Genomic DNA, 14,393 nt, shown 5'->3' with positions numbered 1-14,393 from the left:
TTTACTTGGTTGGCCGCCCTACGATGTGCCCATCCCCCGGCAACTGCCCGAGCCTATCAGCCGATGTCGGTGGGACGGCGGAACTTGAAGCGTCGCGAAAAACCAACGGCCAGCCTTCATACGCTCCGTCCTTCACCAACAAAAAAACTGTATTGGAGTTCTGATGAGCCTCTCGCCTTTCCACCTCGCAATCCCCGTTTACAACCTCGCTGGCGCACGCACATTTTACGGCGAAGTGTTCGGGCTGGAAGAAGGTCGTTCCAGCAACCAGTGGGTCGACTTCAACTTTTATGGCCACCAACTGGTTATTCACGAACACCCAAAAACCGCTTCCCAGGAAAGCGTCCATAGCAACCCGGTAGACGGCCACGACGTACCTGTTCCGCACTTCGGCATCATCCTGGGCTGGGAAGAATGGGAGGCGCTGGCCGAGCGCTTGAAGTCTTTCGGCACGGAGTTTGTGATCGAACCCTACATTCGTTTCAAAGGGCAGGTCGGCGAGCAAGCCACCATGTTCTTGTTCGACCCATGCGGTAATGCCCTTGAATTCAAGGCGTTCAAGGATATGAGCCAGCTCTTCGCAAAATAAGAAAAGTGTTGGCACAACAGCGTTGTGCCATTTGAACTCAAGTGAGCTGGAAGCTCATGACTCTAGCAACTGCCAGTTAACGCAGTCCTTTCATTCCAACAAGAAGGCTAGACATGAAACGTATTCCCTTGGTGTGGCAAATCATTGCCGGGCTGTTGCTTGGTGTGCTCGTCGGCTGGTACTTCAATACCCATCCGCAGTATCAATCGTGGGTTAGCGCGGAGATCCTGAAACCGCTTGGCGATATTTTCATCAAGATGATGAAGATGGTGGTTGTGCCGATCGTGTTTTGTTGCATGATCCTGGGCATCGCAGGAGGCGGAGATAACAAGTCATTTGGCCGTATGGGCATAAAGTCGCTGGGGTATTTTTTTGCGATCACCGGCCTGGCGATTGTGATGGGTCTGTGTTTCGCGAACATCTTCGAGCCTGGCACAGGGACTGATATTTCCGGTATTACGCATAGCGCTGCGTCCATCACGATGGAACCTTCGAAGGGCGCTCTCGTGATTGTGCAGAACATCGTCCCGGACAACGTATTTGTGGCAATGTCCGAAGCCAAGCTGTTGTCGGTGCTGTTCTTCGCCGTGTTGTTCGGCATGGCATTGAACTCGCTGCCCAGGGAGAAGAGCGCGCCAGTGGTCGCCGTGGTTCAGGGTATTTCCGATGCGATGTTCAAAGTCGTCTCAATCGTCATGGCGTACGCTCCTATAGGTGTATTTGGCATGATCGGCGCGACTGTTGCGACCTTTGGCTTTGCCTCGCTATTGCCCTTGCTCAAACTGATTGGTGTGGTCTACCTGGCACTGATTGTCTTTGCGTTGGTGGTTCTCGGCGGAATTTGCTATCTGATCGGCGAGAACATTTTCAAGCTGATCAAGTATTTCCGAAATGAGCTGATCCTTGCGTTCTCGAGTGCCGCATCCGCAGCGGTCATGCCGCAGTTGATGAGCAAACTGGAAAGCTATGGCGTTCCGCGCCGCATCGTCAGTTTTGTGGTGCCGGTGGGTTACGCATTCAATCTGGATGGCGCGTCGATTTTCCTTGGTGTGGCTACGATTTTTGTCGCTCAACTCTATGGGATCGACCTGTCGCTTTCTCAGCAGATACTGCTGGTGGTCACAATGGTGCTTACCTCCAAAGGTGCTGCTGGGGTACCTGGATTTGCCATCATTATTCTTTCTGCGACGTTGGCGTCTGCCGGTCTTCCATTGGAAGGGGTAGCGCTTATTGCAGGGATATTTAGGATTATTGATAGCGGCACAACCACGCTGAACGTACTGGGTAATGCAATCGCACCATTGGTAATTGCCAAATGGGAAAAGGCGGCCCTTGAGCCTTCAAGAGTCGAGCGAGTAACGCAGAAAGCATAGCTACCCATGAGGAGCCATCGGCCATCAAAAGCCTGTGGCTCTTCTCGTTTTCGTGGGTCAACAATAAATTTTTATGTCTGTTCTCTTTGCCGGGCTCTGAGCTGTGCAGTCGGATTTTAGAAACTGTACAGCTTCAGATTTCCGAGTTTTGCTGCCGATTATTAATAAAAAATAAGGTGCTTTATGTGCAAAGAATCCTTTCTCGATTCACACCGTAAGTTGGCTTTGTTCTGTGCGGTTTTACTGGCTTGCTTCCTAACCGTGGGGAATGCTCAGGCCGCTTCAGGCAACACTGTTAAATCGCATCTGTTGACCCATTCTGCGGTGGCAGTACCTGATCGTTATGCGGCTGAAACAGCTAGAGCCATCTTTGCCAAAGGTGGCAATGCCATCGATGCGGCGGTGGCCATTGCATTCACTTTAGCCGTTACCTATCCGGAAGCGGGGAACATTGGCGGTGGTGGGTTCATGGCGATCTATCACGAGGGTAAACCTTACTTTCTTGACTACCGCGAGCGGGCACCGCTCAAGGCGACCAGGGACATGTTCGTCGCCGGCAATGGTCAAGTGATCCCTGCTGATAACACCCAAAGCAGCGTGCTTGGCTACAAGGCCGTGGGCGTGCCAGGCACGGTCGCCGGCTTGTGGGAAGCCCATCAGCGTCTTGGAAAGCTCAGCTGGCCGGCGCTGGTCGAGCCAGCAATCCACTATGCGGATGCGGGCTTTCGAGTTGATGAAATGCTAGCCGGTTTGGCGGCAACGGAAAACCAACAGCGATTCGCTGGAAAAACCAATTTCTCTGAGCATTTTGGTACGTTGCAGTCGGGCATGATCTTTAAGCAGCCTGAACTGGCAGCGGTATTGAAGCGAATCGCGAAGCACGGCGCTGCAGGTTTCTATTGCGGCAAGACAGCCGAACTGATCGTCGCTGATATGACAGAGCATGGCGGACTTATCAGCGAAGCCGACCTGCGGAACTACAAGGCAATTTGGCGAGAGCCGATACAGGCAAACTGGAATGGCTTCCAAGTGGTGACCGCGCCACCGCCCAGCTCCGGTGGGATCGCTCTGGTTCAGCTATTGAAGATGAAAGAAGCTCGAAACGCGGATTTTAGTGGCGTGCCGCTGAATTCACCAGAGTACATTCATCTGGTCGCAGAAATCGAAAAGCGAGTGTTTGCCGACCGAGCTCACTACCTGGGCGATCCCGATTTCTACAAGGTTCCGGTAAGACAGCTGCTGGATCATAATTACCTACTGCGGCGTGCAGCAGAAGTGAGTGTTTCGGCACCCTCAGACACCAGCAAAGTAGTCGCAGGTTTGAACATTACCTTCCCGKAAAAACCGGAAACGACTCATTTTTCAATTGTCGACAAATGGGGGAACGCGGTATCGAACACCTACACATTGAATGGCTTCTTCGGGTCTGGAGTGGTTGCCAGTAAAACCGGAATACTGCTCAACGATGAGATGGATGACTTCTCTGCCCTTGCCGGAGTGCCCAATCAGATGGGGGTTGTCGGTAATGACACCAATGCGATTGAGCCCGGAAAGAGACCACTTTCCTCGATGTCTCCGACCATCTTCCTGAAGGACGGGAAGGTCGCGTTGGTCATCGGCACGCCGGGTGGCCCTAGAATTTTTACGTCGATCTTTCAGGTGGTGAGCAATATCTATGACTTCAAATTGCCGCTAAAGGATGCGGTTGGCGCGATGCGCTTTCATCATCAATTGCTGCCAGCAAATACCATTTTCTGGGAGCCTTACTCTCCGATCACAGGGCGATTGGCCAGAGATCTCGACGCTAAGGGCTATAACCTAGTCAACCAGGGCTTCAATGGTGATATTCAGGCGATCAAGGTGAATGGCGGTATCCCGGAACCGGTGACAGACCCGAGGGGCAGGGGAGTAACGATGCTGGTCAAATAATTCGTCATTTCCAAACAAATAATTCGATCTGAGCAACAGTTTCCGTTTCCATCGTCGGGCACTGAGGTGAGGCTTGGTGATTTGAGGGATGGAAGAAAGCTAGATCGGGAAAACGTCTATAGACAACCGGTCTAGTTTTCTGTGGGCTATCCACCCTATGAAGAAACCTATTCAAGACATGCGGCAGCACATCATCGATGTAGCGAAGTCGCTGATGACCCATAAAGGTTACTGAGTTTGTTCCTTTGAAGGCTTCGCCTATCTCAAAAATTTGCTGACGCGGCTGCCGACGCAGCAAGCGAATGAGATCGTCCAACTGCTGCCTCATTAATGTGAGCCAGCCCATCGAACACAAAGTCATTGAGGCAATAGAATCTAAAACTAGGCCAGAGATTCAAACTGATCGTCATCGACCGCAGAGCGCCTGAACTCTAAGATCGTACTCTCATGCACCGCTCCCCATTCCCGCATCGCACTGACCAAAGGCGCAAGTGTGTTGCCTAATTCTGTGAGCGAATACTCCACCTTGGGCGGCACTTCGCGATAGATTTCGCGATGGATAACTCTGTCTGTCTCCAGCTCTCTCAACTGAAGGGTGAGCATCCTCTGAGTCACATCCGGAATTAACCGGCGCAACTCGTTGAACCGCTTTGTTCCGGACATCAGGTGGAACAGTATGAGCGATTTCCATTTCCCGCCGATCACATCAACGGTAAACGCGACGGGGCAAGCAAACGCTTCAACTTCTCCCTGAGGAGCGCATTTCTTCACTGGGTATCTCCATGGTATAAAAAATGTGCCTACAGCACAAAATTGTGCGTACTTACGTAAAGATGCTGTGGACGTTAGCATGATTCCATATTAACCACTATGGAATCCGCCAGATGAGCTTGTTGCTATCCCCCCATGAAATTAAAGGCCTGAAACTGAAAAACCGGGTCGTTATGTCCCCTATGTGCATGCACATGGCCGCTGATGATGGCTTTGTCACTGACTGGCACCGAGTTCATTATGGTGCTCGAGCTTTAGGTCAGGCGGGGCTGATTTTTCCAGAAACGCTGGCTATCGAGGCTGATGCTCGTATAGGGGCCGGTGACTTGGGTATCTGGAGCGATGAGCATATTGGCGGCCTGAAGGCGCTGACTGAACTGCTCCACGGCTTTGGGGCAAAAGCTGGCGCTCAAATTGGCCATGCCGGGCGCAATGCCGATTTGCCTAATCTCATTCATATCGCTCCGTCGGCGATTCCCTTCACGGATACCAGCCCTGTTCCCCGCGAACTCGCAGCTGATGAAATTCCGGGTTTGGTAAAGCTATATGGCGATGCCGCACGGCGCGCCCGCGAAGCGGGATTCGATGTGCTCGAGATCCACGCCGCGCATGGCTACTTGCTTAGTGAGTTTCTCTCGCCACTAGCCAACATGCGCGACGACGAATATGGAGGTGATGCCAAGCGTCGCTATCGCTTCCTGCGCGAAGTTTTGGAAGAGGTTAAAACTCACTGGGAAGATCGTCCTCTGTTCGTACGGATATCCAGCTCTGATTACACCGAAGGCGGAAACACGCCTGAGTCGTTCCTTGAATATGGTCGCTGGATGAAAGAGCAGGGTGTTGACCTGATCGACTGCAGCTCCGGCGGAGTCAAGATGGTCAAGGTGCAGACCTACCCGGGGTACCAGGTACCGGCCGCTGAATTACTGCGTAAGGAGTTGCATATTGCTACAGGTGCTGTGGGTGTGATTCAGAGTGGGCGTCAGGCCGAAGAAATCTTGCAAAACGGCCGCGCTGATCTGGTGTTTGTAGGGCGACAAATGCTGCGTGATCCATTCTGGGTTCGCACCGCTGCAGATGATCTGAAGGAAGTCATAGAGATTCCTGACGCCTACACGCGTTATGGATCTGTCTGGCTTGATACCAAAGCCTGAAGCTTTTTTTGCATAAATCAAATCAGTGATCAATAGCAACCCAATGAAGCAGGAGTGAAAACATGAGCAAACCGACTTACGTACAAGAATACCAAGCCATCACCGAGGTGCTGAACAAGTACATTGAGGGCTGCAAGCAGGCCAAAAGCAGCATCATGAAGCCAGCTTTCAGTGAGCAAGCGACCATGTTTAGCGTCGATGGCGACGGTAAGCTGGCCGGCGGCGCGATTCCAATCCTGTTCGATGGGATCGACACGGGTTTCCGCCCGTCTCCTGACGCACCGGCCGCTATAGCCCGCATCGAGGTTGTCGGTACGGCGGCTAGCGCTCGCATCGACGCCAACGACATGTCAGGCATCTCCTTCACCGACTTTTTCCATCTGTTGAAAGTCGATGGCGAGTGGAAAGTCGTCAGCAAGATCTTCCATACCCACGTAGCGCATTGAACCTCTGTCCTCCTTGGGTAGGCGGGGATGAGGCTTCCCAGCATGCCTGCTGTGTTTTTGTTTGCAGACGAGCGGCGCTGGAACTGTGCGTCCGGCACACGACCTTCAAGTCGTTGTCTTCCACTGCCTGAGTGAAGACGCAACAAAAATACGAAGTAGCTCGCTATTTAAAACGATGCACTCACTCAGGTAATACAGAGGAAAGATCATGAAAACCCTCACATCCGCTCTGGCCCTTACCGCTGCGACCCTGTCCCTTGGTAGTGCTTTTGCAGCCAGCCAGCCCGGCGTTGAACACAACACCGCAAAATTCTTGCAATCCCTTGAAGGCGGTAAGACGCTCGACTCCATGACACCGGTCGAGGCCCGCGCCGCGCTGGTGGCCGCCCAGGCGGCCCCCCAAGTGGCCTTGCCGGCAGCTGATGTCAGCGAGATGACGATCCGCGTCAACGGTAGCGACCTGAAGCTGACCATCGTTCGCCCTGTCGGCAGCAAACAGAAAACACTACCCGCGTTCATGTACTTCCACGGCGGCGGCTGGGTGTTGGGCGACTTCCAGACCCACGAGCGGCTGGTGCGTGACCTGGTGACAGGCTCGGGCGCGGTGGCGGTCTTCGTCAACTACACCCTCTCGCCTGAGGCGGGATACGGCGTCGCCATCGAGCAAGCCTATGCTGCGACAAAATGGGTGGCCGAACATGGCAAGGAGATCAACGTAGACGGCAAACGCCTCGCCGTAGCTGGCAACAGCGCAGGCGGGAACATTGCAGCCGTGGTTGCCTTGATGGCGAACGAGAAGGGCGCACCAGCACTGCGTTCGCAAGTGTTGCTGTGTCCGGTGACGGATGCAAACTTTGACACGCCGTCCTACAAGGAGTTTGCCAACGGCTACTTCCTGACGAAGGACTTGATGGTGTGGTTCTGGGACAATTACACACTCGACGCCGAAGCACGCAAACAGATTTACGCGTCGCCGCTGCAGGCGACAACCGAGCAGTTGAAGGGCTTGCCGCCGACGCTGATCCAAACTGCCGAATTCGATGTCCTACGCGATGAAGCTGAAGCTTACGGCCGCAAGCTCGACGCTGCGGGTGTGCCTGTGAAGTCGGTACGCTACAACGGCATGATTCACGATTTTGGGCTTTCGAACGCATTCAGCCATCTGCCGGCGCCCCACACCGCGATCGAGCAGGCATCTCAAGAACTCAAGAACAACCTGAGCGAGTAACTTCAAAAAAAGAACCCGCAGGTTACGGTGGAACTGTGGGAGTTATTACTGGAAACACATCGTTCATTTCATTGCGAAGCTACAGTAGCATCAAAGTTTTTCGGAACACCCGCTGTGCTTTTTGCAGTTGAGCATAAACTAATAATCGCATTACTTATTAAATTAAGAGTGAGAAAATGAAAATTACTTCTATCAAGAGTTTGTTTCTTGTCGCCCTGATTTCGAGCTTTGGCGCGATTGCTCAAGCAGAAAACCTACCTGGCGACCCACAAGTTATCAGTAGTAAAACAATGAACAAACCTACGTACGTAGACGAATACCAAGCTATTACTGAGGTGCTGAACAAGTACATTGAGGGCTGCAGGCAGGCCAAGAGCAGCATCATGAAGCCCGCGTTCAACGAACATGCAACGATGTACAGCGTCGGCGCCGATGGCAAGTTGTCCGGGGGCGCGATTCCAATCCTGTTCGATGGGATCGACAAGGATTTTCGCCCATCTCCTCACGCAAAGGCTGCTATTACCCGCATAGAGATCGTCGGTACTGCCGCTAGTGCTCGCATCGACGCCAACGATATGTCAGGCGTCTCCTTCACCGACTTCTTTCATCTGCTGAAAGTCGAAGGCAAGTGGACTGTGGTTAGCAAGATTTTCCAAACGCATGTAGCGCCTTAATTACTTGGGTCGTCCGGCGGCTTTGTGCTTGACTAGGGATTCTTCGCTGAAACCCTTCGATCACAGCTATCGACTTTAGTTAGTGGAGTCGGTATTCAATCGCCGGATGACCCAGTCCCTTTCTTGATCTTACGAGATTTTGATTACTACCTTGCCAAAGGCGCCCCTGGCCAAGTGCTCATACGCTTGGCGTGCTTGATCAAATGGATACACGTGGTCGATTACTGGGCGAATCTCGTGCTCATTCAAGAATTCGTTCATGCGATCAAATGAGGAGCGAGGAGCAACCGCGATGCCACGAATCGTTGTTTGCCGGAAGATCAAAGGCATCAGGTTCAGCGCAGAGGTTTGGCCGGTCAGGAAGCCGATCTGTGCGATACGTCCTCCTGCCTTTGTCGCTGCAACCGACTGATTGATGCCGTCCCCACCTGCCACATCCAGGAGGAGATCGACCCCCTTGCCGTCAGTGAGCTTCAGTACTTCCTCTGCCCACTCAGGGCTAGTGCGATAATTTACGCCCGCAACAGCACCCAGTTTTTTCACAGCTTGCAGATTGTCATCTCGACTGGAGGTGACGATAATTTTAGCGCCAAGTGCCGTTGCAATTTGTGTTGCGAATACAGAAACACCTCCTGAGCCCTGAACCAGAACGGTTTGGCCTGCCTCGATCTGGCCGAACTCAACGAGCGCATACCATGCCGTCAGAGCAGCAATTGGAAGGGTCGCAGCTTCCTCATCTGACATGCTGTCGGGAGCACGTACCGCGCTGTCTTCATGGATAATCATGTACTCCGCCAGACCACCCGGCAATGGCGAGCCGAAGCAGTAGTTGGGCTCATCTGGCCCAGGCATGCCATCCAACCACCGTGAGTAAAGGTGTGAGTTAACTCGATCTCCGATAGCAAAGCGGCTGACGCCATCACCGACTGCCACGACAGTACCGGCCGCATCGCTTACGGGGATTAGCGGCTTGGGCACCATATGAGGCTCATAGATGCCGTCAACGATTGCCTTGTCCCGGAAGTTAAGCGATACAGCCCCCACTTTTACCAGCAGTTCTCCAGCTTTGGGCACGGGTGTGTCAGCTTCCCCCAGCACAAGATTGTCCAATCCGAAATCTTTCAGAAGCCACGCTTTCATTTTCAATCTCCAGCAGTTTTGAATGTGCAGGGGAGGAAAGCTCCTCCTTTACGCTGGGGACATTGTTGAGGTTTCGCTGCACTAGATAAATGTGCAGAAACCAACAGGATTGTTATCCTGATCAGCAACAATCATCCAGTTATCATGCTTTGCCGAGAAAGAGACTCATGGAGCTTCTACAGTCGATGCAGGTATTCGCCAAGCTAGCTGAGTTGGGAAGCTTCACCAAAGTCGCGGAGGCAATGCAGGCAGGGCGCCCGCACGTCACACGCACCATTCAGGATCTTGAAGCTTCGCTGGGTGTACGGCTGTTCCAACGCACTACGCGTAAAGTGAAACTGACTGCTGAGGGCGAGCGGTTTTATGAGCGCGTCAAAGAGATTTTGGCAACAATCGCAGAAGCCACTTCCATGTTCGATCGTAGCGGATCGACGTTGCGGGGACGGCTTCGCATTGACATCCCCACTGCATTTTCCCAGCACAGCTTCATGGAAAGCCTGAGAAGATTTACGGAGGCATTTCCCGAAATCGAGCTTGCGCTGGGCGTGACCGACCGTGCGGTAGATCTCGTAGCCGAGGGCATCGACTGTGCATTGCGAATCGGTGACCTCCCGGACTCAAGCATGGTAGCTAGAGAAATTGGTACCGCCACCATGGTGACCTGTGCGTCTCCAGGTTATCTCCAAGCCTGCGGGGTACCCAGAACCCTAAACGATCTAGCAGACCATCGATGTGTCAGCTTCCTTTCTGGTCAGAATCACAGACCGCTGCCTTGGCATTTCTCGGTAGACGGTGAAGATCGTCCACATTCTCCTCATGGTGGTATCACCGTGAATGAGTCGAATGCCTACGTTCAATGCGGTGTTGCCGGCTTCGGCATTATTCAAGCGCCGGGAATTATCGTTGAGACTTTCCTCGAAAGCGGAGAACTGGTTGAAGTGCTCGGGGCATTTCGTCCCCAGCCTCGCCTGGTTTCTGTCCTGTATCCAAGCAGAACGCACCTTGCACCTCAGGTGGATGCATTTGTGGGTTGGCTAAAGGAACATTTTCCTGTGCTGCACCCTAGCTGGTTCAAATCTCACTAAACTGCATTTGTATGTCGATTCGGCAACAGAGGTGGTTTTTAGCCGTAAGATTTATTGGGTGGACGATTATCGATCCCTGTGTAACTGGCAGTAATCGAACCGATCGTTTGCTCATGGTCTTAAGAAAAACATTGGCAATTGCGGAAGTAATGGATAGCAGAGCACGGCTCCGCGACCGTCGAGTCTTGGCTGACCAAGTGATTTCTGGGGTGAGTACAAGAAAGGGCCCATCGAGGGCCCCATTCCGTTAAGCGCTATGAGGCTATCCCACATGAAGCCCATGCCCAAAGCCCGCAAAAGCGGGCCTTGGGTTACCGACCAGACTTACGATTGGCGTGCAGTCAACGCCGAGTAGCTGTTCATCAAGTTGCGATAGTTCGGAATACGCTGGGACAGGAGGTTACCCAGACCTTCGATGTCGTTGCGCCAGTCGCGCTGCAGCTCACAGGCCACCGAGAACCAGTTCATCATTTGAGCACCGGCCCGTGTCATGCGGTTCCACGCTGCCTGTTGCACAGTAGTGTTGAACGTGCCGGAAGAGTCGGTCACCACGAACACGTCAAAACCTTCTGCCAGTGCCGACAGGGTAGGGAACGCTACGCAAACGTCCGTGACTACACCGGCAATGATCAACTGCTTGCGACCGGTGGCCTTGATTGCCTTGACGAAATCTTCGTTGTCCCAGGCATTGATCTGACCAGGTCGAGCGATGTAAGGCGCGTCAGGAAACATCTCCTTCAGCTCCGGCACCAATGGGCCATTTGGGCCTTGTTCAAAACTGGTGGTGAGAATAGTCGGCAGCTCGAAAAACTTGGCTACGTCTGCCAGGGCCAACACGTTGTTCTTGAACTCGTTGGGCGTGAAATCCTGAACCAGGGAAATCAGACCGGTTTGGTGGTCGACCAGCAGAACTACAGCGTCGTCTTTGTTCAAGCGGTTGTAGGTAGCGTTGCTCATGATGAAGTCCTTTTGATGTGAGTGAATGTTGTCGTTCAACATGGGGCTCAGATTAAGGATTTGGATGGTGCGGAAAAAGCAGGTGAAATGCGTTTGACTGTCAACTGAGATGAGACAATTCAAAGCGTTTTGGCTTTGGAGGTGGCTTGGTCTAATCGCTACTTCGGGCCGCCGAGGCCCGGCGAGAGTTAATCCATAGCGTCTTAACCGAGATGCCAGGCGGTCAGCAGTTTTTGTGGACGAAAAAAAGCCCGCGATGGGGAGGGCGGGCTGGGAATCACAAAAGGAGCTAGATCTACCGTACGCCAACGGATGTGAAAGTATTGTAAGACGAGCTAGCTACTCTAGGGCAAATGTATGAAGTCAACTGCGTGGCGCACCATGCTCTACCATCGCTCGCCATTCCTGCACGCTTGGCCTTTCTTGAATCTGGTTATACCAGGCCCAAAGCTGTCTTTCAGGATGAGCTCATTCCGGCGTCATCAGCACCGTAAGCGTCCGCGGAACACACCTTGCCTGGTTAAACGGTCGCCCATTTATGCAGCCGCCAAGAGCGCTTGCCGGAGCGTCGCGACAAGCGGCTTGGGGTCGTCCTTGCGCCAGATGGCATAGACCCTGACCCGTGAAGGAAACCAGGGCAGCTCGCGAAATATGACGCTATCTGCAAGAAAATCCCGAAGACTCGCCTGGACAAAGGTAATGCCCAAACCTGAGGCCACCAGCCGCAAGGCTGCCAGCAGGTCATCCGCCTCTACCTTGATGTCAGGCAAGAAACCGCAAGCGGAACAGTTCTCAAGAAAACGCTGGCGGGCCGCAGGATTTTTTGACCGGGCCAAGGCAACCCAACGCTCCCCGTTCAAGTCTTGAGGAGCAATGTTCGCTTGCGTGGCCATAGCATGTCTTTTTCCCAGAACAAGCAGTAGCGCTTCGCTTGAAACCTCCATGGACTCTATGTCTGCGCTCTCAGGAACTGAATAAACCAGCCCGAAATCGAGTGCTCTACCGAGCAGGGCCTCGGATTGTTCTGAGGAGCCCATGGGGCGGAGTTCGAAGGTAGCAGCCTGATGGCCTGATTGCAGACCCGCAAGGGCACGCGGTAATACATTGGAGTGCATGGCCGCTTCGACATAACCCACGGCAATATGGCCTGTCTCACCAAGAGCGATACTGCGCGCCACTGCTTCGACTTCAGATGCATGGGCGACCAGACTGCGCGCCTCCTGATGGAAAAGACGTCCTTCGTCAGTCAGGCGCATGCGCTGACGTGCGCGTTCGAACAACCTCAGACCAAGCTGCGCTTCAAGCTGAATGATTTGCCGGCTCAAAGGCGACTGCGAGATATGTAGACGGCTGGCGGCTTGACCGACATTTTCAGTTTCAGCGACAGCGATAAACGCAACAAGCAATCGAAGATCTAAGGTCATGTGAATCGGGTCTCAAGTCATGCAGAACGCGTCTTGGACCAGAATAGTATTTTTTGCAATTATCCGTGAACTGTTTAAACGACGAACGCCTTGAAGGGGATATACATATGCAATTCATCACGCTTTCGCGTCGAGTCTCGGAGCGTTTTTCTGACGCGGATTTTGCGCCTCATCTCGAAGCCGAAGCACAGCGTGCCAGGGCTCTCTATCTGGAGGGATTTATCCGCAACATCTGGCACCGGGGTGACATGGGTGGCGCCTGCCTACTGGTTGAAGCCGAAAACGAGGCTGCCGTTCGGGAAAAGCTGGCAACGCTGCCACTGGTAAATTCCGGGATGCTGGAAGTTACTTCTGTTGTACCGTTGAAACCTTATGGTGGATTTGGCCCAAGAATCCAGTAACCGCTCTTCGTCCGATAATATTTCGTACAGAGCCCAAGGAGGCACTCGATGCAATTCGTCAAACCAGGGTATGCGTCCGGGCCTCCCGTCTTGCGTCACTGAACCGGTTGCCACCTATGCGGCAGCAGCTGCGCAATATCACTTGTAGTGGTCTAATTTCCCCGGACACCTCGATAAGTGGAAAATGCATCTATCGAGGAGTTTTTCATGACCGACAAACGCAGGACATTCGACGACAGCTTCAAGCTGCAAGTCGTGAAGATGATCAAGGACCAGGGGCTGACTGTTCCGCAGGTCTGCCGCGATCTGAATATTGGTGAGACAGCCGTCCGGCGCTGGGTGCAGCAGTACGAGGCTGAGCAATTGGGGCAGCCCGGGATTGGTAAACCGCTAACCGCCGAACAGCAGCGTATCCGGCAGCTGGAGCAGGAAAACCGCCAGCTCAAGATGGTCAACCGATCAGCCCTGTGATCGGGGCGGTCACGATCGTGCTGTTGCTCGCCGGTTACGGAGTCGGCTTTGTTGTCTGGCTGGGTCGGGCAAGGGTGTACCTTGAAACCATCTTTCTGAGCTTGACGGCGTTCTTGCTGATGGTCCCGACCGTCTCGGAGACGTTGCGTCGAGTCCCCGATGGCCACCCCATCGTCACTGACCCGAATTCGCCATTGCTCAAAGGTGCGCTCGGTTTTATAGCCCTTGCGCTCGTTGTTGGCGTGGCGGCTCAGGTGTTCGCTCTGCGAAAAGACGGCGCGCGCCTGCGCAAAATCGTCCCGCTCAGCGGTTCGTCTGCATCCCGCTAGGCCAAAGCGTCGCGCTTGGCGAAGATGCTTGCCATTTGCGCCGCGTTCTCGGTTCCCCAGGTGCACAGCGGGATGATCGCATCAGCCAGACTACGGCCGAGGGGGGTCAGCGTGTAATCCACGCGCGGGGGCACTTCCTTGTAGTCGGTCCGTGCAAGCACCTGATCGGCTTCCAGATCCTTCAACTGCTGGATCAGGACCTTGTCGCTGACTCCAGGGATCAAACGCTTGAGCTCGCCATAGCGTTTCGGGCCGCCGCGCAGGAAAAACAGGACCAGCGGTTTCCACTTGCCCGAGATGATGCGTAGCGTGGCGTTGAGCCCGCAACCGGTGTCGCAGATTTCAGATGTCGTCGTCATTTTTTGATACTTACCAAAAGGTGCATACTTGTCCTTAGGTTATCAGCGCTGCATCCTCGTCTC

General features: G+C 53.6%; 16 protein-coding genes and 2 pseudogenes. 13 read left to right on the top strand and 5 right to left on the bottom strand.

What is annotated here, in order from left to right:
* Positions 1 to 163 precede the first annotated feature (163 nt).
* The 5 genes and pseudogenes from AC1DXW_RS16665 (at position 164) to AC1DXW_RS16645 (ending at position 4,222) form a co-directional block, all read left to right on the top strand.
* The gene (locus AC1DXW_RS16665; protein ID WP_046054868.1) at positions 164 to 589 is read left to right on the top strand and encodes a VOC family protein; all 426 of its coding nucleotides are present in this window, start codon (positions 164 to 166) and stop codon (positions 587 to 589) included.
* 113 nt (positions 590 to 702) lie between these two features.
* The gene (locus AC1DXW_RS16660; protein WP_477760225.1) at positions 703 to 1,962 is read left to right on the top strand and encodes a cation:dicarboxylate symporter family transporter; all 1,260 of its coding nucleotides are present in this window, start codon (positions 703 to 705) and stop codon (positions 1,960 to 1,962) included.
* Between the two features lie 183 nt (positions 1,963 to 2,145).
* Positions 2,146 to 3,891: a gamma-glutamyltransferase gene (gene ggt, locus AC1DXW_RS16655; RefSeq protein WP_477760224.1), complete on the top strand. Its 1,746-nt coding sequence runs from the start codon at positions 2,146 to 2,148 to the stop codon at positions 3,889 to 3,891.
* Positions 3,892 to 4,048: 157 nt separating this feature from the next.
* Positions 4,049 to 4,123 (top strand): annotated as a pseudogene (locus AC1DXW_RS16650) (TetR/AcrR family transcriptional regulator); the annotation flags it as partial.
* Between the two features lie 39 nt (positions 4,124 to 4,162).
* The gene (locus tag AC1DXW_RS16645; RefSeq protein ID WP_477755554.1) at positions 4,163 to 4,222 is read left to right on the top strand and encodes a hypothetical protein; all 60 of its coding nucleotides are present in this window, start codon (positions 4,163 to 4,165) and stop codon (positions 4,220 to 4,222) included.
* Between the two features lie 50 nt (positions 4,223 to 4,272).
* On the opposite strand, the gene AC1DXW_RS16640 is transcribed toward AC1DXW_RS16645, so the two are convergent.
* On the bottom strand, positions 4,273 to 4,662 hold the full coding sequence (locus AC1DXW_RS16640) for a winged helix-turn-helix transcriptional regulator (protein WP_477755549.1): 390 nt from the start codon (positions 4,660 to 4,662) through the stop codon (positions 4,273 to 4,275).
* A 113-nt stretch (positions 4,663 to 4,775) separates the two neighbouring features.
* Here AC1DXW_RS16640 and namA point away from each other — a divergent pair, with 113 nt between their 5' ends.
* The 4 genes from namA to AC1DXW_RS16620 all read left to right on the top strand — a co-directional run bounded on the left by namA (position 4,776) and on the right by AC1DXW_RS16620 (position 8,164).
* On the top strand, positions 4,776 to 5,816 hold the full coding sequence (gene namA / locus AC1DXW_RS16635) for an NADPH dehydrogenase NamA (RefSeq protein WP_477755548.1): 1,041 nt from the start codon (positions 4,776 to 4,778) through the stop codon (positions 5,814 to 5,816).
* A 62-nt stretch (positions 5,817 to 5,878) separates the two neighbouring features.
* Complete coding sequence (locus tag AC1DXW_RS16630; protein ID WP_477755547.1) at positions 5,879 to 6,262, top strand: nuclear transport factor 2 family protein; 384 nt, start codon at positions 5,879 to 5,881, stop codon at positions 6,260 to 6,262.
* A 208-nt stretch (positions 6,263 to 6,470) separates the two neighbouring features.
* Positions 6,471 to 7,490, top strand: a complete 1,020-nt coding sequence (locus AC1DXW_RS16625; RefSeq protein ID WP_477760223.1) for an alpha/beta hydrolase — start codon at positions 6,471 to 6,473, stop codon at positions 7,488 to 7,490.
* A 290-nt stretch (positions 7,491 to 7,780) separates the two neighbouring features.
* The gene (locus AC1DXW_RS16620; RefSeq protein ID WP_477755553.1) at positions 7,781 to 8,164 is read left to right on the top strand and encodes a nuclear transport factor 2 family protein; all 384 of its coding nucleotides are present in this window, start codon (positions 7,781 to 7,783) and stop codon (positions 8,162 to 8,164) included.
* A 129-nt stretch (positions 8,165 to 8,293) separates the two neighbouring features.
* Here AC1DXW_RS16620 and AC1DXW_RS16615 read toward each other — a convergent pair whose 3' ends face one another.
* Positions 8,294 to 9,304: a zinc-dependent alcohol dehydrogenase family protein gene (locus AC1DXW_RS16615; protein ID WP_477755545.1), complete on the bottom strand. Its 1,011-nt coding sequence runs from the start codon at positions 9,302 to 9,304 to the stop codon at positions 8,294 to 8,296.
* A 185-nt stretch (positions 9,305 to 9,489) separates the two neighbouring features.
* On the opposite strand from AC1DXW_RS16615, the gene AC1DXW_RS16610 reads away from it, so the two are divergent.
* Positions 9,490 to 10,389 carry a LysR family transcriptional regulator gene (locus AC1DXW_RS16610; RefSeq protein ID WP_477760232.1) on the top strand — a complete coding sequence of 300 codons (900 nt, stop codon included), beginning with the start codon at positions 9,490 to 9,492 and terminating at the stop codon, positions 10,387 to 10,389.
* 324 nt (positions 10,390 to 10,713) lie between these two features.
* Here the strand turns inward: AC1DXW_RS16610 and ycaC are convergent, their stop codons facing one another.
* Positions 10,714 to 11,346, bottom strand: a complete 633-nt coding sequence (ycaC, locus tag AC1DXW_RS16605; protein ID WP_477756836.1) for an isochorismate family cysteine hydrolase YcaC — start codon at positions 11,344 to 11,346, stop codon at positions 10,714 to 10,716.
* 536 nt (positions 11,347 to 11,882) lie between these two features.
* Positions 11,883 to 12,770, bottom strand: a complete 888-nt coding sequence (locus tag AC1DXW_RS16600) for a LysR family transcriptional regulator (protein WP_477754390.1) — start codon at positions 12,768 to 12,770, stop codon at positions 11,883 to 11,885.
* Positions 12,771 to 12,877: 107 nt separating this feature from the next.
* Between AC1DXW_RS16600 and AC1DXW_RS16595 the strand changes: the two genes are divergently transcribed.
* From AC1DXW_RS16595 to AC1DXW_RS16585, 3 genes and pseudogenes are all read left to right on the top strand, one after another.
* Positions 12,878 to 13,171: a muconolactone Delta-isomerase family protein gene (locus AC1DXW_RS16595; protein WP_477754389.1), complete on the top strand. Its 294-nt coding sequence runs from the start codon at positions 12,878 to 12,880 to the stop codon at positions 13,169 to 13,171.
* 207 nt (positions 13,172 to 13,378) lie between these two features.
* Positions 13,379 to 13,627 (top strand): annotated as a pseudogene (locus AC1DXW_RS16590) (transposase); the annotation flags it as partial.
* Positions 13,628 to 13,659: 32 nt separating this feature from the next.
* Entirely contained in the window at positions 13,660 to 13,971 is a 312-nt protein-coding gene (locus AC1DXW_RS16585) for a hypothetical protein (RefSeq protein ID WP_477760222.1), read from the top strand.
* On the opposite strand, the gene AC1DXW_RS16580 is transcribed toward AC1DXW_RS16585, so the two are convergent.
* A complete protein-coding gene (locus AC1DXW_RS16580) occupies positions 13,968 to 14,330 on the bottom strand; it encodes a winged helix-turn-helix transcriptional regulator (RefSeq protein WP_210639524.1) in 363 nt (120 codons plus the stop codon). The two genes, AC1DXW_RS16585 and AC1DXW_RS16580, sit on opposite strands and share 4 nt — an antisense overlap.
* Positions 14,331 to 14,393 lie beyond the last annotated feature (63 nt).

This window comes from Pseudomonas sp. P4_C4 (genome assembly GCF_056402055.1).
Note: the sequence above shows the minus strand (reverse complement) of the source record. Positions and strands in the feature narration are given on the sequence as shown.